The organism is Candidatus Poribacteria bacterium (genome assembly GCA_016866785.1).
In the GTDB taxonomy this organism is placed as follows: Bacteria; Poribacteria; WGA-4E.
The window spans coordinates 17248-35170 of the sequence record VGLH01000028.1 but is presented as its reverse complement, the minus strand read 5'-3'; the positions used below and the strand labels follow the sequence as shown (position 1 = coordinate 35170).

15 protein-coding genes are annotated in these 17923 nt (G+C 64.8%); 12 read left to right on the top strand and 3 right to left on the bottom strand.

Annotated features, from left to right (window positions below; all coding sequences use genetic code 11):
* Nucleotides 1-24 precede the first annotated feature (24 nt).
* The 10 genes from FJZ36_06110 (at nucleotide 25) to FJZ36_06065 (ending at nucleotide 10079) form a co-directional block, all read left to right on the top strand.
* Nucleotides 25-261, top strand: a complete 237-nt coding sequence (locus tag FJZ36_06110) for a hypothetical protein (protein MBM3214470.1) — start codon at nucleotides 25-27, stop codon at nucleotides 259-261.
* Nucleotides 262-299: 38 nt separating this feature from the next.
* The gene (locus FJZ36_06105; protein ID MBM3214469.1) at nucleotides 300-1898 is read left to right on the top strand and encodes a thiamine pyrophosphate-binding protein; all 1599 of its coding nucleotides are present in this window, start codon (nucleotides 300-302) and stop codon (nucleotides 1896-1898) included.
* Between the two features lie 75 nt (nucleotides 1899-1973).
* Nucleotides 1974-2993 (top strand): hypothetical protein, encoded by a 1020-nt coding sequence (locus FJZ36_06100; GenBank protein MBM3214468.1) that lies wholly within the window; start codon nucleotides 1974-1976, stop codon nucleotides 2991-2993.
* 13 nt (nucleotides 2994-3006) lie between these two features.
* On the top strand, nucleotides 3007-3897 hold the full coding sequence (locus FJZ36_06095) for a phytanoyl-CoA dioxygenase (protein ID MBM3214467.1): 891 nt from the start codon (nucleotides 3007-3009) through the stop codon (nucleotides 3895-3897).
* Between the two features lie 46 nt (nucleotides 3898-3943).
* A complete protein-coding gene (locus FJZ36_06090) occupies nucleotides 3944-4573 on the top strand; it encodes a DUF47 family protein (GenBank protein ID MBM3214466.1) in 630 nt (209 codons plus the stop codon).
* A gap of 15 nt (nucleotides 4574-4588) precedes the next feature.
* A complete protein-coding gene (locus FJZ36_06085) occupies nucleotides 4589-5575 on the top strand; it encodes an inorganic phosphate transporter (protein MBM3214465.1) in 987 nt (328 codons plus the stop codon).
* A gap of 34 nt (nucleotides 5576-5609) precedes the next feature.
* Complete coding sequence (locus tag FJZ36_06080; protein ID MBM3214464.1) at nucleotides 5610-7454, top strand: hypothetical protein; 1845 nt, start codon at nucleotides 5610-5612, stop codon at nucleotides 7452-7454.
* Between the two features lie 28 nt (nucleotides 7455-7482).
* Nucleotides 7483-8157, top strand: coding sequence for a TrkA family potassium uptake protein (locus FJZ36_06075; GenBank protein ID MBM3214463.1), 675 nt, complete (start codon nucleotides 7483-7485; stop codon nucleotides 8155-8157).
* A 15-nt stretch (nucleotides 8158-8172) separates the two neighbouring features.
* Nucleotides 8173-9108 (top strand): ABC transporter ATP-binding protein, encoded by a 936-nt coding sequence (locus FJZ36_06070; protein MBM3214462.1) that lies wholly within the window; start codon nucleotides 8173-8175, stop codon nucleotides 9106-9108.
* A complete protein-coding gene (locus FJZ36_06065) occupies nucleotides 9105-10079 on the top strand; it encodes a hypothetical protein (GenBank protein ID MBM3214461.1) in 975 nt (324 codons plus the stop codon). Before FJZ36_06070 ends, FJZ36_06065 begins: the two co-directional genes overlap by 4 nt.
* A gap of 21 nt (nucleotides 10080-10100) precedes the next feature.
* Here FJZ36_06065 and pyk read toward each other — a convergent pair whose 3' ends face one another.
* Genes pyk through FJZ36_06050 form a run of 3 tightly spaced genes read right to left on the bottom strand, consistent with a single transcriptional unit; the run spans nucleotide 10101 to nucleotide 15270 of the window.
* On the bottom strand, nucleotides 10101-11531 hold the full coding sequence (gene pyk, locus FJZ36_06060) for a pyruvate kinase (protein ID MBM3214460.1): 1431 nt from the start codon (nucleotides 11529-11531) through the stop codon (nucleotides 10101-10103).
* Nucleotides 11528-14503 (bottom strand): response regulator, encoded by a 2976-nt coding sequence (locus FJZ36_06055; GenBank protein MBM3214459.1) that lies wholly within the window; start codon nucleotides 14501-14503, stop codon nucleotides 11528-11530. The genes pyk and FJZ36_06055 overlap by 4 nt, the downstream gene beginning before the upstream one ends.
* 53 nt (nucleotides 14504-14556) lie before the next feature.
* Nucleotides 14557-15270 carry a hypothetical protein gene (locus tag FJZ36_06050; GenBank protein ID MBM3214458.1) on the bottom strand — a complete coding sequence of 238 codons (714 nt, stop codon included), beginning with the start codon at nucleotides 15268-15270 and terminating at the stop codon, nucleotides 14557-14559.
* Nucleotides 15271-15389: 119 nt separating this feature from the next.
* On the opposite strand from FJZ36_06050, the gene FJZ36_06045 reads away from it, so the two are divergent.
* Both FJZ36_06045 and FJZ36_06040 read left to right on the top strand, forming a co-directional pair.
* Complete coding sequence (locus tag FJZ36_06045; protein MBM3214457.1) at nucleotides 15390-16871, top strand: hypothetical protein; 1482 nt, start codon at nucleotides 15390-15392, stop codon at nucleotides 16869-16871.
* Complete coding sequence (locus tag FJZ36_06040) at nucleotides 16792-17919, top strand: Gfo/Idh/MocA family oxidoreductase (protein MBM3214456.1); 1128 nt, start codon at nucleotides 16792-16794, stop codon at nucleotides 17917-17919. Before FJZ36_06045 ends, FJZ36_06040 begins: the two co-directional genes overlap by 80 nt.
* The last annotated feature ends 4 nt before the right edge of the window (nucleotides 17920-17923 follow it).

The following is a 17923-nucleotide window of genomic DNA, read 5'->3' as shown; positions in this document are numbered from 1 at the left end:
GCCGGACTCGGAGGTCGGTTGAGCATGCCCAAGATTCTCGACTACGTCGAATACACGGAAACCGACAAAGGCTGGGTCAGCCGCAAGGTCCACGACCAGGGAACCCCCGCCGGCGAGTTCGAGATGATGCGGGGGGCTCAGGTCGCCATCGATACCGACATCGAGGCGATCCGCGCCGGTATACGACCTGCGTGGACGCTCCTCGGCATGCCCAAGATCATCGTGAACGGCGAGGTCTTCAGACAGGCTGACCAGCCCTGACCGCTGCCGAGTTGCCAAGGATCTTGAAAGGACCGCGAATGTCAGAAACAACCCGGATTCCGCGAGCAGCGCCCACGGACGAAGCAAAGGGCCCGACGCTGCTCGATATCGACGACTTCAACAAGCGAATCGTCGGCGCGTACAACTCCGGCTCCGCAGAACTCAATCTGGAAGCCGATCTGTCCACCGCCCGCAGCCACGTCCCCGCCGGAACCGGGGCGCTCCGCGACTTCAGCTACATCGCTCCCGAAATCCCGATGTACGATCCCTCCAACTGCATCGCCTGCATGGAGTGCGTCATCGAGTGCCCGGACACGGCGATCCTCGCCAAGGTCGTCAAGCCGGAGGCGCTCGAACAGGAGCTCGCGAAGATCAGCGATCCGCTGACTCGCGACATGGTGCGCTCGCGGTTCGGCAAGACCAAGAAGTACTGGGATTTCTACGAGCGCAAGGAAGCCGGCAGCGGCGGGCTCTTCGGCATCTTCATCGATCCGACGAAGTGCAAGGGCTGCTGCGAGTGCGTCGAACAATGCGACGACCTCGCGCTCTCGATGCTCACCAAGAGCGAGCAGAACGTTCCTCAGTTCCAGGCAGCATTCTCCGTCTTCGAGAGCCTGCCGGATACGCCGGAGGAGTTCGTCAAACCGGCGTTGCTGACGGACATGATGCTCGCCGAGAAGTCGATGCTCTACGTCGGTGGAGCCGGCTCCTGCGCGGGATGCGGCGAGGCAACGGCGCTCCGCATGATGCTCGCTTCCACCGGGTTCCAGTACGGACGAGAGAACATCGGCATCGTCGCGGCGACAGGCTGCAACACGGTCTACACGTCCACGTACCCCTACAACCCGTACCTCGTGCCGTGGACGAACTCGCTCTTCGAGAACGCGCCAGCGGACGCCATGGGGATTCGCGTCCGGTGGAATCAGATGGGGTGGGAGAACAAGCGCCTCTGGGTGGTCGGCGGCGACGGCGCGATGAATGACATCGGTTTCCAGTCGCTGTCTCGTATGCTTGTCTCCGGCATGGACATCAAGGTCTTGGTTCTCGATACGCAGGTCTACTCGAACACGGGCGGGCAGGCGTCTACGTCGTCCTACACGGGGCAGAACACGAAGATGTCCTACCACGGTCGAGCGATCAAGGGGAAGACCGAGGCACGCAAGGAGCTGGCTACGATCTGCATGATGCATCCGCATACGTTCGTCGCGCAAACGACGTGCGCGGACTTCAACCACTTCTACAAAGCCATCTCGACGGCAAACGAGTTCCCCGGACCTGCCATCATCAACGTCTACACGACGTGCCAGCCCGAGCACGGGGTCGGCGATGAAATGGCTTCGCACCAGGCTAAGCTCGCGAAGGAGTCGCGAGCGTTCCCGATCTTCATCTACGATCCGCGCGCAGGCGACACGATCCGCGAGCGCCTCGATCTTCGAGGGAACCCGGCGGTCAAGGAGGATTGGTACACGATCCCCAAGACCGGCGAGGTGATCGATTTCATCACGTTCGCCCGATCCGAGGGTCGGTTCGCCAAGCACTTCGACGCGGACGGGAACCCGTCGCCGGAGCTCCTGGCTGTTCAGGAGGATCGGCTGCGCAACTGGCGGATGCTCCAAGAACTAGCGGGCGTACGGTAGCGCCCGAGCAGTCGTCCATGCCACGAACCCCAATCAGGCTTTGCCAGGGCGATCCGAAACGGATCGCCCTATCTCGTGCCCAGAGCCATCGTTCATGTCTCCACACGTGTCGAGCGCACCGCCTCCGCCGTTGAGGCGGATCGGCAGGGCGGACGGATGATTCGCGACCAGGACGTAGAGCCGCAACCCGTACAGACGCCAGGAACCACCAGTTGGATGGGTGTCGCCGGCGTCCTCGTCGTCGCGATCCTATGGAGCCTCAGCGGGGCTCTCATCAAGCTCATCAACGCGCAGGGCAGCGGCGTGTCGGGCTTCGCCATCGCGTTCTACCGATCCGTGATCGGGGGCGTCGTCTTCCTGCCCTGGGCGTACAGCCGCCGCGAAGCCTTGCGTCGCGCGCGCGCGCGCTGGCTCATCGGCTCGGTCGCCAGCTTCACGGTGATGTCGGCGACGTTCGTCATCGCGACGACCCTCACCGCCGCCTCCAGCGCCATCATTCTCCAATACACCGCGCCCATTTGGGTGTTCCTCGCATCTCCCCTGCTGCTGAATGAACGAGCCAAACCGGCGGAAGCCGTCGTCCTCGCGATCTCCATGGTCGGAGTGGCGATCATCTGGTTCGGCAGTGGCAAGGGTGACTCGGTCGGGTTGGCGACTGCTTTGGTGAGTGGGCTCGGATACGGGCTCCTGATGGTTTCGCTACGGGGTTTGCGAGCGGTCGATCCCTTCGTGCTGGTCTGCATGAACTGCTTCGGATCGGCGATCATCTTGGCTCCCGCGGTCGGCGTGTGGGGCAGCTTCCGGCTCACCCCCTCCCAACTGGGACTGCTGATGGTTCTCGGCACGTTCCAGTTCGGGGCGGCATATGCGCTTTTCGCGTGGGCGCTGCGGCACATCGAAGCCCATCGCGCATCGCTGATCGCCCTCCTGGAAACGCTCTTGAACCCCGTGCTGACGTACGCCGTTGTCGGAGAGCGAGTTCCGTTACCGACGCTCATCGGGGGGCCCTTCATTCTGGCTGGCGTCGTGGGGTGGCTGGCGGTGAACTGGCAACGCGAGCGCGCCCTGAGACGGGTTTCGGCGGCAACGCGATGACGAAAGGTGAGGGATGGAATCGTTCGTTTCGCACGGGAACACGATTGCGACGACGACCGACAAGTTCGGGTTCCTGCGGGAGTCCAACGACGTCGTCCACGATGGGACGGCGCTGGCGAGCCGGATGGAGGAGGACGGCTACGTTTTCGTTCGCGGTTACCTGAACCGAGACGACGTGCTCGGCGCGCGTCGGGAGATGCTGGAGCGGCTGGCGTCGGTCGACGAGATCGACACGTCGCATGGACTGATGGAAGCCATCGCCAGCGGTCGTTCGACACGCGGATCCATCGACGGGCGTGCCTTCGCCAAGGAGATGCGGACCGGTCCCGCCGTCCGCAGGCTGGTGCACAGCGGGCCCGCCATCGCGTTCTACGAGAAGCTCCTCGGCGGCGCGGTAAGACCCTTCGACTTCGTCTGGCTCAGAACCGTCCGCGTCGGCGGGGCGACCGGCTGCCACTACGATGTCGTCTACATGGGCAGAGGCACGCACCGCCTCTACACGAGCTGGATCCCCATCGGCGACGTGCCCTACTCCGACGGACCCTTGCTGGTTCTCGAGAAATCCCACCTGCACGAGGACCTCAAGCAGACCTATGGAGCCGTCGACGTCGATTCCGACAAGCCGAACCCGTGGGGCGGGGGCTGGTTCAGCACAAACCCCGTCGAGGTCCAAGACCGCCTCGGAGGACGATGGCTCACCGCGTCGGACGGCGGTTTCCGGGCTGGCGATATGCTCTCCTTCACGATGTTCACGATGCACTGCTCGGCTGACAACCGTTCCCCTGTGAACCGCATTCGTCTCTCATCGGACACGCGCTATCAGCTCGCGTCCGAGCCGGCAGACGAACGATGGGTCGGCGACGACCCACTGGGTCATCATCCGTCTCACCGGCGCCGCGGATGATCGAACGACACAGGCGCCTCGTGGTTATCCACATCAGGAGTTCCGTATGTTTGGGTTCATGCCCAAGAACAACGACACCGAGTTCGAGGAGATGTTCCGGCAGCACATCGCGCTGGGCGTGCGCTGCGGAACGGAGATTCAGGAGTTGCTTCGCGACGTGAGCACCATCGAGCAGAAGGTCCGCCGGATCGCTGAGCTCGAGCACGAAGGCGACCGACTGGTCGATGCCGTCCGAAGCATGGTGGATCGCGTCTACATCACGAAGTTCGATAAGGAAGACATCGTTCGGCTGACGAACCGGCTCGACGACATCATCGGCAGGATGCGCCAGGTCGCCGAGCGGATCGACATCTATCAGCCGCAGTCCGGATGCGACGCAGCGGTGGCTCTGGGCGACCTCGCCGCGGCGACTGTCGGACTGGTCGAGCCGCTCGTGGCGTCGCTCAACAAGGCGAGGCTGGGCGACATCCAGCAGCGCGTCACGGAGATCAAGGACAAGGAGCAGGAGAGCGACGAGCTGCTCCATCGGTCGCTGAAGGAGCTGTTCCGGACCGAGTCCGACGTGAAGGCGCTCATCGAGTGGAAGGATATCTTCGAGCGACTAGAACAGGTCACAGACCACTGCCAGCACGTCGCCGAGATCGTGGCATCGATGGCGCGCAAGCAGAACACCTAGGCGCAAGGAGTTTGCATGAGCGCTCTGCTCATATTCACGCTCGTTCTGATTCTGCTCGCTGAGTTCGTCAACGGATGGACCGATGCGCCCAACGCGATCGTCACGGTCGTGTCCACGAAGGTCCTCACGCCGCGTTCGGCGGTCATCATGGCGACGATCCTCAACACCATCGGCGTCATGTCGGGTACGGCGGTCGCCCATACGATCGGTAAGGGCATCATCGACCCGGAGATCGTCAACCTGACGACCATCGCGTCGGCGGTCGTCGGAGTCATCGTGTTCGGGACCGTCGCAGCGCAGTTCGGCATCCCGACCAGTGAGTCCCATGCGCTCGTCGCCGGGCTGGCAGGAGCAGGGCTGGCAACCGCCGGGCCCGATGTTCTGCTGTGGTCAGGATGGCAGAAGGTGTTCATCGGCATCGTTCTGTCCAGTGTGCTGGGATTCGGCATGAGCGCGGTGATCGCGACGATCATCCTGCGCTTCTTCTCGAGCGGCACACCGCAGCGTTCCAAGCGCACGTTCGACCGTCTCCAGGTGCTGTCGTCGGTCTTCATGGCGTTTAACCACGGCATGAACGACGGGCAGAAGTTCATGGGCGTCTTCACCCTGGCGCTGGTGATCGGCGGTGTGCTCGGATCGTTCCACATCCCGCTCTGGGTGATCCTGCTGTGCGCCGGAGTGATGGGCTTGGGCACATCGGTCGGCGGCTGGAAGATCATCCGAAAGATCGGCATGCAGATGGTCGAGCTGAAGTCGTGGCAGGGATTCAGCGCCGAAACCGCCGCAGGTCTCACGATCTTCGCGGCTTCGACCTTCGGGATCCCGCTCAGCACGACGCACACGATCACGACGTCGATCATGGGTGTCGGGGCTGCGCGGCACGCTCGCGGCGTTCGCTGGGATATCGTACAGTCCGTCATAGCGGCGTGGCTGTTGACGTTCCCCGTGTGCGGCGCGATTGCGTTCCTGAGCTGCCTGCTGCTCAAGAGCCTGTTCGGCTAGTTGGCATCGTGAACCGACCCAGACAGGAGGAACCGTGAGATTCCGCGTCCGGCTACCTCAGGCGGTCGTTGACCAGATCGCGGCATTCGACGATCTGTTGTACGACGTCCGCCCCCGCGTGACGGGGTTCCTCCATCACGCGATGGTGGTGATCGGGCTGCTGGCGTCGGTCGTGTTGATCGCCGAGTACGGCTTCTACCTGCCCTCGACCTGGAAAAGCGTCGTCCACGCGCTGAATGTGATCATCGTCTGGGGGTTCATTGCGAACTCCCTGGTAGGAGTGGTGATCGCAGCGAACCGCGTCGAGCACGCCAAAGAGCGGTGGTTCGAGCTCGTCCTCACCGGGCTCCTCCTCCTCGGCTACATCGCCACGCTGCCGCTGGTCGGAGCCGAGCTCGCCCGCAAGCTCGTCGGATTCGTCGCCGGAACCCTCGAAGTCGAGCCGGCGCGCATCACCTCCGTCTACATCGCCCTGACTCAGCTTTATATCTTCCTGAACTTGCTCGTCGGCGGAGCCCGATACAGCCACCGTTTGCTCGAACGGCGATTCCGCCCAGTTTCGGCGGTCGTCATCAGCTTCGTCGGCATCATCGTCGCGGGCTCGCTGCTCCTGATGCTACCGGCAGCCAGCGTGACGGCAGGCGCGATGCCCGCCCTCGATGCGGTCTTCACATCCGCGAGCGCTGTGTGCGTTACCGGACTGATCGTCGTGGATACGGCGACCTTCTTCACGATGTTCGGTCAGACGGTGATCCTGGTGCTGATCCAGGTCGGCGGACTCGGCTTGATGACGTTGACGATGTTTTTCGTCATCTTCATGGAAGCCAGCGCGAGCCTCCGCCAGCAGGCATACATGCGCGACGTGCTCAACGACGCCACGGTCGATTCCGCTCGCAAGACGCTCGAGAGCATCATCGTCTTCACACTCGTCATCGAGGCAATCGGCGCGGTCGTCCTCTACATCTCCACACCTGCCGAACTGATCATCGACCGACCACGGTGGTTCTATTCGCTCTTCCATTCGGTGTCGGCGTTCTGCAACGCCGGTTTCTCGCTGTGGACACCCAATCTCGCGGCGCCGCTGTCCGCGTTCCACCTCCCAACGAACCTGATGGTCATGGCGCTGATCGTGTCTGGAGGTCTCGGGTTCACCGTGTTGAGCGAGATCGTGAACGCCGCGCGGTCCGTGGCGCGACGGAGACGACCTCGGTTCTCGGTGCAAGCGCGGATGGTCTTCGCTATCACGGCAGTGCTCATCATCGCTGGAACCGTGGGCTACTTCTTCCTCGAACGCGACGCGACTCTCTCCGGGCTGTCTCCGGGACGACGGCTCCTCGCCTCCGCCTTCCAATCCGTGACGACACGCACGGCTGGCTTCAACACGCTCGACACGACGGCAATCGTCGTGCCGACGGCGCTGATGATGATCGCGCTCATGGGCATCGGCGGATCCCCGGGCGGAACTGCCGGTGGCGTCAAGACGACGACGGTCGGCATCGGCTTTCTCTCTGCGCTCGCCACAGCTCGCGGAAAGCGACGAATCGAGCTTCTCGGAAGGTGCATCCCGGAGGACACGGTCAACCGGGCGATGACCGTGTTGATCTTCGGCGCGTCGGTGGTGTTCATGTCCGCGTTCGTTCTGTCCATCACCGAGCCCGAGCAGGACTTGGTCAAGCTCGTTTTCGAGGAGGTCTCGGCGTTTGGCACGGTGGGACTGTCGATGGGGATCACGGCTGGCTTGTCTGCCGTCGGAAAGGTCGTCATCATTCTCTCGATGTTTCTCGGACGGGTCGGTCCGTTGACGATTGCCATCGCCCTGAGCCAGCGCGTCCACGCCGGCAAGTTCGAGCATCCAGACGAAGAAGTCATGGTCATGTAGGTCGTCAGGTGGATAGGACGGTTGAGACATGGCAGCGCTGCGGATCGCCGTGATCGGCTTGGGGCAGCTCGGACGCGTTCTGGTGCAGGAGCTCTCAGCCGCGGGAGCCGAAGTACTGGCGATTGACGCCGACATGGAGAACGTCGAAGCTGTCAAGAGCCTCGCTGCCTACGCCGTGAGGCTCGACTCGACGGATGCAGACGCCCTTCGCGCCAACAATCTGGCGAAGATGGACGCCGTCGTCGTCACGATCGGCAAGGACTTCGAGTCCATGGTGCTGACCCTGCAGGAGCTCCTGCTGATGGGTGTCACGTGCGTTCACGCGCGCGCCTCCAGCCCGACCCATCGGCTGATCCTCGAGCGCCTGGGCATCACCGACATCATCGCGCCGGAGGAAGACGCCGGGCGGCGACTCGCGCGTCGGCTTGTAAACCCCGGACTCGTCGACTACATCGACCTTTCCGACGAGTACCAGATCGCCGAAATCCAGTGTCCGACGAAGCTTGCCGGGAGCTCGTTGGCGAAGCTGGAGCTCATCCGACGGTACCGCGTCGTCGTCGTCACCATTCGCCGTCTCGATCCGGACGGGACCTCGCGCATCATCGGAGTTCCGGGTCCGGATACCGAGATCGAAGCGATGGACACTCTCATCGTCCTCGGCACTCCGAGCGATATCCATCGCCTGGTCGAGCACAACCGCTGACAGAAGACCACGTCGATGCCCAGCGCCATCCGTTCCGAGCATCTCCGGAAAGTCTACGGCGGCGGCTGGAGGAAGCGAGCCGTCACGGCTGTCGACGACCTCACTCTCGATGTCCCCGAAGGCGAGGTGTTCGGGTTCCTGGGATTGAACGGAGCCGGCAAGACCACCGCCGTCATGATGCTCCTGGGAGCCGTCCACCCCACCAGCGGCACTGGGTGGCTGTTCGGTAGTCCTTTGGGCGACCCGGCGTCGCGCCGACGCGTCGGGTTCCTGCCGGAGAAGTTCCGATTCCACGAGTTCCTGACGGCGCGCGAGCTTCTTCGGTTCCACGGCAAGCTGTCCGGGATGAAGTCACAGCGACTCGCGGGGCGCATCGACGAGGTGCTGGAAACCGTCGGCTTGTCGTCCGCTGCCGACCGCCCCATCCGCGGCTTCTCGAAGGGCATGCAGCAGCGCGTCGGGTTGGCGCAGGCACTGCTGCCGGGCCCTGACCTGATCATCCTCGACGAGCCCACGTCGGCGCTGGACCCTCTCGGCAGACGCGACGTGCGCAGCATCCTTCTCCGGCTGAAGAAGGCTGGCAAGACGGTGTTCCTGAACTCCCATCTGCTGACCGAGATCGAGCTCTGCTGCGATCGCGTCGCGATCCTCCATCGCGGTCGTCTGACGCGACAGGGCACCGTCGGCGAGTTGCTCAACACTGGAGCGCGTGTCGAAGTGCGAGCCGCCGGTCTCACGCCCGCGATCCGCGAGCAGCTCACCGACATCGGCACGGTGGAACCTGATGGGCGACCAGCCGGCGATGTTCTGCACATCCGCGTCGCGAACGCTGCCGACGTTCCGAAAATCGCCCAAGCTCTCGTGTCGGGAGGCGCGTCGGTTCATGCGATCATGCCGGTGCGTGAGTCGCTCGAGGATTTCTTCGTCCGCAGCGTCGAGGGGACGCCATGAACGCCGTGCTCCAGATCGCCCTGCTGACAGCCCTCGAAGTGCGGCGGCGGCGTACGTTTCTGGCAGGTGTCCTCCTGTCGACTCTCTTCTTGGCGGGCATTATCACACTGACGACGTTGGCGGAACGCGCGTCGGACCGCCAGGAGGCGGCGCAGCAGGCAGCCCCCACCGAGTCGCCGTCAGCAGCGGCTCCGGACGAACAACAAACTGCCGAGCCCCTTCACGACCCCTCCGATCCCGACGACGCGGATCACCCTCCGCGCCGACGGTCGCGTCGGTTCGAGCACGCCATGGCAAATCAAGCGATCCGCGCTGGCGGCATGTGGATCATCCGCACGTTTGCGACGCTCATGGCGATCGTGCTCGCTGCGGGATCCATCGCCCCGGAGATCGAGTCAGGCGTCATGCACGGCATCGCAACCAAACCGATCCGGCGCGACATGATCGTCGTCGGAAAGTGGCTCGGACTGAACGCCGTGCTGCTCGCCTACCTGTTGGCGCTGGGGGTCGTTCTGTCTGCGGTGCTCACGGTTCGTTCAGGGGAGATACCGAGCGATGTTCTGAGAGCGTCCGTCGTGTCGCTGCTGTTCCCCATGCTTTTCATCACGCTCGGAGTGACGTATTCGACGTTCGCATCCATCTGGGTCAGCATGGGGCTCGGGCTCTTCTCGTGGGTGGTGGGAGCCCAGGAGTATGGCTTGGTCCGGGCGGCCGCCACTGTGATCCGACGTATGGGCAGAGGACCGTCTGCCGACGTCCTGGATGCTGCCGGCACGCTGGCGGGGTTCCTGGTCCCGACGGGCCGCATCGGCCTATGGGTTGACAAGATGGGCGGATCCAACCAGCTCACCATCGTGCCGCCGATCGTGACGAGGCCGCCCGCGACCGTCTGGGACCTAGTCTACGTCGCGGTCTACGTCGTGGTTGTCGTCACGGGCGGCGTTCTCTGGTTTCGGCGCCGCGACCTCTAGGCGGGTTAGGCTTCGTCGACACTACAGCACGTCGAGCTTGACCGTGTTCGTGGTGCCCTCGACCGATAGGGGCGTTCCTGCGACGATTGCCACGCGGTCGCCGTACCGACCCATGCCGCTGGACAATACGGCTCGCTTCGCCTTAGCGACCATGTCGTCCGTATCCGACGGCGCGTCGATCCTCACAGGAACCGTACCCCAGCAGAGCTGCAAGCCCCGTAGGACGCGCTCGTGGTGGCTGGCAGCGACGATCGGCATGGGAGGACGGCACTTCGCAACGCTCCTCGCCGTCTGACCCGACCGGGTGCAGCAGATGATGAACCGCGCTTGCACAGCCGCCGCCATCTGACACGCCGCACGGCTGATCGCATCCGAAATGTCGGACGAAGCGCTCAGGGGCGCGGCGCGGGCTCGGCTCTCGGCAAGGGCGTGAGCAGAAGCCGCGCGAGCGATCTCGTTCATCGTGCGGACCGCCTGCACGGGGTAGGCTCCGACGGCGGTCTCGGCGGAGAGCATGACCGCGTCGGTCCCGTCGAGGATGGCGTTCGCGATGTCGGTCATCTCGGCGCGCGTCGGTCTCGGACTGGAAATCATCGACTCCAGCATCTGCGTCGCCGTGATGACGGGCATCCCGGCGAAGTTCGCCTTGCGGATGATGTCTTTCTGAACCCACGGGACCTCTTCCATCGGGATCTCGACTCCCAGGTCGCCGCGAGCGACCATCACGCCGTCGGCTTCCATGAGAATCGCGTCGAGCTCGCCCAGTGCCACCGCCTTCTCGACTTTCGCCATGATCGGCGCTGCGCGCGACGGCGAGCCCATGGCGCGACGCGCCTCCGCGACATCCGAAGCCGCGCGGACGAACGAGAGCGCCACCCAATCGACCTCGTGCCGCAACCCGAACTCCAAGTCCGCGCGATCCTTCGCCGTCATCGATGGCAGAGCGAGGACTCGACCCGGCACACTGATCCCCTTGTGCGAACCGAGCTCGCCGCCTGCGATGACACGGCAGACGGCGTCCGTTTCCGTCGTGCGTTCGACGCGGAGCTCCAGCGCCCCATCCGCGAGGAGGACGACATCTCCCGGCTCCAGCTCGCTGACGAGACCCGCGTAGTTGAGCGACACTTCGTCGGGTGAACCGGGCGTCTCGCGCGACGTCAGCGTGAAGACGGCCCCTGCCGTCAGCGGAACGGAGCCGCTAGTCATCGGTCCAGTGCGTATCTTGGGTCCGCACAGGTCCTGAAGGATGGCGACGTAGATGCCCGCATCGCGGGCGACCTCTCGGACCCACTCGATGCTGCACCGATGGTCGTCGTGCGTGCCGTGCGAGAAGTTCAGTCGCGCGACATCCATCCCTGCCTCGACCAGCTCTCGCACGCGTTCTTTCGAGTTGGTGGCTGGTCCCAGCGTGCATACGATCTTGGTCGGGCACAGCGTCTGATTCCGAGTCATGGCGTCTCTTCGTCGGTGGATGGATCGTCGTCGGAGGGTCCGACGATGCCAAGGTCCTTCATTCGCTGCCGCAAGGTCGTCCGGCTGATCCCAAGCAAGCGCGAGGCGCGAACCTGGTTCCCACGTGCCGCATGGAGCCCGTACTCGATCATCGCCCGGTCGAAGAGCGCGAGGACGTCGCGGTAGACCTGCCCCGGCTCGGTCCGTCGCGCCACGGCTGCGAGTTCAGCCCGGAACGCCGCGTGCGTGCCCTCGACCTCCTGCCCGGGAACCGGCTCCCGGACCTCAGGCGGCAGGTGGTGCGACAGGATCACGCCGCCACGGCTGAAGACGAGCGCCCGCCGCAGCGCGTTCTCGAGCTCGCGCACATTGCCCCACCATGGGCATGCCATCAGCAGCGCCATGGCGTCGCCGTCGATCGCGCTGACGGATTGTCCCATCTCATCGGCGATGCGTCGCAGGAAGTGCTGCGCCAGCAGCGGGATATCGGCGCGGCGCTCGCGCAGAGGCGGCAGATTGACCGAGACGACCTTCAATCGGTAGTAGAGATCGCGGCGGAACTTCCCCTCTCGCACCGCAATGTCCAGCGGGACGTTGGTCGCCGCGATGATGCGGGCACGAACCGGAAGCGTCTGCGTGCCCCCGACGCGCTGATACTCCCGCTCGTGCAGGGCGCGTAGCAGCTTCACCTGTAAGGCAGGCGAGGTATTGCCGATCTCGTCGAGGAACAGCGCGCCGTCCTGCGTCGCCTCGATCCTGCCGATCGACTGCTCCTTGGCGTCGGTGAACGCGCCGCGCTCGTGACCGAACAGCTCCCTCTCCAAGAGTGACTCCGCCAGGGCTCCGCAGTTGACCGCTGTGAACGGCTTCGCGCGCGAAGGGCTGTTCGCGTGGATCGCACGGGCGACGAGCTCCTTGCCCGTGCCGCTTTCGCCCTCGATGAGCACGGTGACGCGCGTGGTCGTCAGCATGCCGATCAGCTTGTAGACGTCGAGCATGGCGGGGCTCTCGCCGACCAGTGTCACGGCGGGTAAAGCCTCGCTCGGCGCTTCGACGTCGTTGGTCGCTGAGTGCGCACGCGCCTGCTGAGCCTGCGCCGCTCGCGTCAGAACCTCTCGCAGGCGCGCCAGGTCCAGCGGTTTGGTGAGATAATCGAACGCCCCGTGCTGGATCGCCTCGATGGTCGTCTGCGCCGTGCCGTACGCCGTCATGATGATGATGATGGCGTTCGGCAGCAGGTCCCGCACGCGCCGCAGGACATCCATGCCGCTCATGTCGGGGAGCCGCAGATCGCAGATGACGGCGTCCGGGCTCTCCGACCGGGCGAGTTCGATGCCCTCCGCCGCCGTGTTCGCCGTCAACGCGCGGTAGCCATCCCCGGACAGGAACTTCTCGAACGCCCAGGTGGTGCGCGTCTCGTCGTCGATGACCAGTACGGTCTTCAAGGCACACCCTCGATGGGCAGCTCGATGACGGCTCGCGCGCCGCCGTCCAGTCGGTTCTCGACCCGCAACGACCCGCCGTGCAGCTCGACGCATCGTCTGGACGTCACGAGCCCAAGCCCGCTGCCTCGAGCCTTCGTCGTGAAGAACGGTCGGAAGAGCTCGCGCGCCGCCGTCCGGTCGGTTCTCGACCCGCAACGACCCGCCGTGCAGCTCGACGCATCGTCTGGACGTCACGAGCCCAAGCCCGCTGCCTCGAGCCTTCGTCGTGAAGAACGGTCGGAAGAGCTCGCGCGCTACGTCCGGCTCGATCCCAGGGCCTCGGTCGGCGATCTCGACAACGCACGACGCCGACTGGGTATCCAGCGAGACGCTCACCTCTCCGCCGTCCGGCTGCGCCTCGACCGCGTTGACCAGCAGGTTCGCAATGGCGCGCCCGACTGCGTGGGCGTCGACGACAACGCGCGGACGATTCCGCACATCGCACGCGAACCGGATCGGTCGATCCGCGAAACGCTCCGATACGATGCGGTACTCGCGCTCGACGACGTCGGCGAGGTCGCACGGCAGCTTGGTCAATGGAGCCGGACGCGAGAAGTCGAGCATTCCCTCGACGATCCCGTTGAGCCGATCCCCCTCCTCCAGACTGTTGCGGATGTACGGAACGATGGTCTCGTCGTCCGTCGATTCCGCCGCGAGCTGCAGCATCAGCTTGATCGCCGACAGGGGGTTGCGCACCTCGTGCGCGAACGTCGCCGCGAGCTGACCCGCAGTCGCCAAGCGCTCCGCCTGGACGAGCTCTTCGCGTGCGTGGCGCAGGCGTTCGGTCATGTCACCGAACGCGCTGGCGAGTTCGACGACCTCTCCCGCGCCGCGAACCTCTGGCGCGCTCTGCCAGTTGCCGTCGGCAAGCTCGCGCGTCGCGGACGCGAGTCTTTCGATGGGCGTCGTGATCGTGCGGGCGATGGCAGACCCGACGACGACCGACAGCACAATGCCGACCGAGGCAATGGCAACGACCGCCCAAGCGACCTGACGCTTCGTCCGGTTGACCTCCGAGAGCGGCATCAGGAGCGTGACAAAGGCGATCTGCCCGCCTCGACGGACGGATCCCCGCAGAACCCGATAGGTCATGCCCTGCACTTCGACAGTTCGTGGAGAGGAGCTCGGAGGGGCTTCAGCGCGGATCAGAGCATGAATCTGCCGACCGGTCTCTGGGTCCCAGTCCGCGCCGGGCAGGGTCGTCGACACGATCGTGCCGTCGGCGTCGGACGTGATGACATCCGCGCCAAGCGTCTCCTTGATGTTCGCCTGCATCGCCGCGTCGAAGATGCTGCCGGTCGTGGTCACCATCCGGAGCATCCGGCTCAGGGCTTGGTCGATGCTGCGGTCGGCGTACCGGTTCAGGAGGACGATGGTCGCAGCGGCAGTCAGACCAATCGTCAGCACGATGAGCGCGGCGAAGGGAACGACCGTCTGGTGCCGGATCCTCCAGCGAGTCGGTAGAGCCGGCGGGCGATGCGACATCATCGCGTCCGAGCATCTAGGGGCTGTGACTTGGCTCGCGGGTTCTGCCGCGCCGATCAACCGCCAGGCGTCCACGCCATCGTCGTGCCGAAGCTGCCGAACTCGGAGCTCCGACCCGACGTCAGGATCCGCGACGCCTGGACGATCACGCGCGTGTGCAGACTCGTCAGCTTGTAGCTCGTCGGCGCGTCCTTGCGGATCAGAGGGCTGCCGTCGGCAGCGGTCAGCTTGTCCAGACGATAGTGAACGGACTGCTTCGGCTGAACCGTGAAGCGAGCCGACACCGGCTTCAGGCTCGTGTCCTCGTAGAACGCTTCCAGGATGCAGTCGGTCGGTCGGGACGCCGTGTTCAGCACGCAGATCGATTCATGCGAGAAGTAGCCGCCGCCGTGCTTCTCCCAGACCTTCTCGACCTCGGACAGGCTCGCCATGTATCCGTCGGGCACGAACCAGATGTAGCTGCCGTCGCCGTCCATATCGAAGTGCGCGAGCAACTGCCGAAGCTGCTCGTACCCGTCGTCTGCCACTCGAAGCTGCTCGAAGTCGATGCGGATCGTGTGGGGCCCGAACGACACGCCGACGATGCCGCGCCCGGTCTCCCGCAGCGAACCGCGCACGTTGGCGATGATCTTCCGGTCGCCGATCACGGCGATCTCGCCGATCCCCATCGCTGCCGCGCAATCAGCGGTTAGATCGTTCAGCAGTCGTCCCTGGATCGGCACGGGCAATCCATCGTATTCTTCGAGCGCAACGGCGATCTGCCTCAGCATGGCGTGGAACCCTCCTCGCGTGACATCTCGAGGTATCGTCGCACCGGGCCGGCAGGCTGTCAAGGAATTGCCGGGCGCGCGGGAACCGGGTAACCTCTGTCTTCACGTGGAGGTCCCGCATGCCCCGTCTCACGGTCCGTGTCCGCGAGAACATCACGCGGCATCCGCTCGCGTTCCGCGCGTATCTGACGGACGCCGCCGGGACGCTTCGAGCGCCGGAGTCTCCCCATGTCCTCTTTGAGCGTTCGGAGGAGCGGCATTTCCTCGCCGAGGGCGGGTTCGAAGCAGACCTTCCAGGGGGAACCTACGACCTGCGCATCGAGCGGGGCCCGGAGTACGTTCCGTACACAGAGCGCATCGCCGTCGGTAGTTTCGACATCCTGCGTGACGTGACGCTCTCTCGATGGGTGTGGATGAACTCCTGCCACTGGTACTCCGGCGATCTGCACGTTCATCGGCGTCCCGAAGACATGCGCCTCGCCGTCCTCGCCGAAGACCTGAATCTAGGGACGAACATCGTCATCCACAACGCCGTGCCGACGGTTCTGCCGGAGCAGGATCGCGTCGAACTGAACGATGTCGCCGTCTACTCGACGTTGGACGCCGAGATCGAACGGCTCTTCGACGGAATGGGAGCCACGCTGCTGCTGGGACTCCGCGAACCCATCGATATCCGCGAGCCTGACACGCTCTACCCGCCAGATTCGCACTACACGACGCTCGCGCGAGCGATGGGCGGTCACATCGACGGCGAGAAGCCGTTCTGGAAGGGCGTTCCCATCGCTGCGGCACTGGGGCACCTCGACTCGATGGGCGTTGTGCCGAACCACTTCCATCGCCAGAAGGTGATGCGCGAATCCCGCCGCTGGCGCGCAGTTCCCCAGGACGACCAGTTCGTCGGCGACGAGGGATTCGCCCTCTGGATTCTGAGCCTCTACTATCGACTGCTGAACTGCGGCATTCGGCTTCCGGCGTCGGGCGGTTCCGCGTCGGGGATCATGCCGTCGCCGGTCGGCTACTGCCGCACCTACGTGCGGCTCGACGAGGACTTCTCCTACGACGGGTGGTTCACCGCGCTGCGCAACGGTCGGAGCTTCGCGACCAACGGGCCCATGCTGTTCCTGACCTTGGGTGACGCGGATCCCGGAGGTCTGCTGCGCTACGCGCTAGGCGAACCAGTAACACTGGAAGCCCGCGCGGTCGCCGTCTCGCAGACGGAACTCGCCTACGTCGAGCTGGTGCGCGACGGCGAGGTCGTCGCGCGCAACGAGGGCGGAACCGGGGAATCCCAACTGGAAGCCCGCGTCCAACTCGACTTCGCTCGCAGCGGCTGGGTCGCAGCGCGATGCTTCGAGCGGCACGAAGGCAACGTGCGCTACGCGCAGACGAGCCCGGTGTACGTTTTCATGGGAACCGATCCTATCGCCGTCGAACGGGACGCGCTTTTCTTCGAGCAGGCAATCGCGCGCCTGATCGCGCAGGCGGAGTCGTGGACGGGCTTTCGCGAATCCCGTCATCGAGATGAGACCCTGGGCGAGTTGCGCGCAGCCAGGGACTTCTACGACATGGTGCAGGAGGCTGCGCGAGCACGGTCTCAGTAGGAGTGGTGTGATGGACAGACTCAATGTCGCGGTGGTAGGTCTCGGTATCGGACGATGGCACGCGGACTCGTACGCTTCGACGGAGAACACGAACCTCGTCGCCGTCTGCGACGTCGATCCTGGTCGGCTCGCATCGGCGAAAGAGCGCTACGGCGTCGAGAAGCTCTACACGGAGTATGAGGCTCTCTGCGACGACGACGAGGTCGATGCCGTCAGCGTGTGTGTCCCGAACTACCTCCACGCGCCGATCAGCGTTCGGGCGCTCGAATCCGGCAAGCACGTGCTCTGCGAGAAGCCGCTGGCGAACAGCGTCGAGAACGGCGAGCGGATGGTCGAGGCGGCGCGGAGGTCCGGCAAGGTCGCCATGGTCGCCATGAAGTTCCGATACACGAAGGAAGCCGTCGCGATCCGTCAGCGATTGGACGCCGGAGAGCTCGGCGCAATCTACTACGGATGGACGACCTACCTGCGCGCGCTGGGCGGAATCCCCGGCATGGGCGGCTGGTTCACACGCAAGCCGCTGTCGGGCGGCGGGCCCATGATCGACAACGGCGTCCACTTCCTCGACGTGCTCTGGTGGCTCATGGGATGCCCGAACCCGACGCGCGTCAGCGGGGCGACCTACGCGGAGTTCGGACCCCGTGGAAAGGGAGCCAGCGGCTGGACCGGCACGCCGACGCCCGAGCAGTTCAGCGTCGAAGACCTCGCGACGGCGATGATCCACTTCGACAACGGCGCGAGCGTGCTCATGGACAACGGCTGGGCGGGTTACGTCCTCCACGAAGCCATCGGCGTCCGGCTCATGGGAACCCAGGGCGGCGCAACGCTCTGGCCCTTCGGCATCGCAGCAGAGCAGGACGGCAAGGTGGTCGATGCGACGCCAGACCTAGCGACCGCCCCGGAGCCGTCCCAGTTCCGCTACTTCGCAGACTGCGCCTTGAACGGCACTCAGCCGATCTCGTCGTTCGAGAACTGCCTGACCGTCCTGAAGATGCTCGACGCCGTCTACCGATCCGCGGCGGCAGGCGCCGAAGTGACGATCCCGTAGGGCT

Excerpts from the sequence above, each read along its gene's own strand:
- FJZ36_06110 (MBM3214470.1), top strand. The coding sequence starts at position 25 with ATGCCCAAGATTCTCGACTACGTCGAATACACGGAAACCGACAAAGGC.
- FJZ36_06065 (MBM3214461.1), top strand. The coding sequence starts at position 9,105 with ATGAACGCCGTGCTCCAGATCGCCCTGCTGACAGCCCTCGAAGTGCGG.
- FJZ36_06045 (MBM3214457.1), top strand. The coding sequence starts at position 15,390 with ATGCCCCGTCTCACGGTCCGTGTCCGCGAGAACATCACGCGGCATCCG.
- FJZ36_06095 (MBM3214467.1), top strand. The coding sequence starts at position 3,007 with ATGGAATCGTTCGTTTCGCACGGGAACACGATTGCGACGACGACCGAC.
- FJZ36_06085 (MBM3214465.1), top strand. The coding sequence starts at position 4,589 with ATGAGCGCTCTGCTCATATTCACGCTCGTTCTGATTCTGCTCGCTGAG.
- FJZ36_06050 (MBM3214458.1), bottom strand. The coding sequence starts at position 15,270 with ATGCTGAGGCAGATCGCCGTTGCGCTCGAAGAATACGATGGATTGCCC.
- FJZ36_06070 (MBM3214462.1), top strand. The coding sequence starts at position 8,173 with ATGCCCAGCGCCATCCGTTCCGAGCATCTCCGGAAAGTCTACGGCGGC.
- FJZ36_06055 (MBM3214459.1), bottom strand. The coding sequence starts at position 14,503 with ATGATGTCGCATCGCCCGCCGGCTCTACCGACTCGCTGGAGGATCCGG.
- FJZ36_06090 (MBM3214466.1), top strand. The coding sequence starts at position 3,944 with ATGTTTGGGTTCATGCCCAAGAACAACGACACCGAGTTCGAGGAGATG.
- pyk (MBM3214460.1), bottom strand. The coding sequence starts at position 11,531 with ATGACTCGGAATCAGACGCTGTGCCCGACCAAGATCGTATGCACGCTG.
- FJZ36_06105 (MBM3214469.1), top strand. The coding sequence starts at position 300 with ATGTCAGAAACAACCCGGATTCCGCGAGCAGCGCCCACGGACGAAGCA.
- FJZ36_06040 (MBM3214456.1), top strand. The coding sequence starts at position 16,792 with ATGAGACCCTGGGCGAGTTGCGCGCAGCCAGGGACTTCTACGACATGG.
- FJZ36_06075 (MBM3214463.1), top strand. The coding sequence starts at position 7,483 with ATGGCAGCGCTGCGGATCGCCGTGATCGGCTTGGGGCAGCTCGGACGC.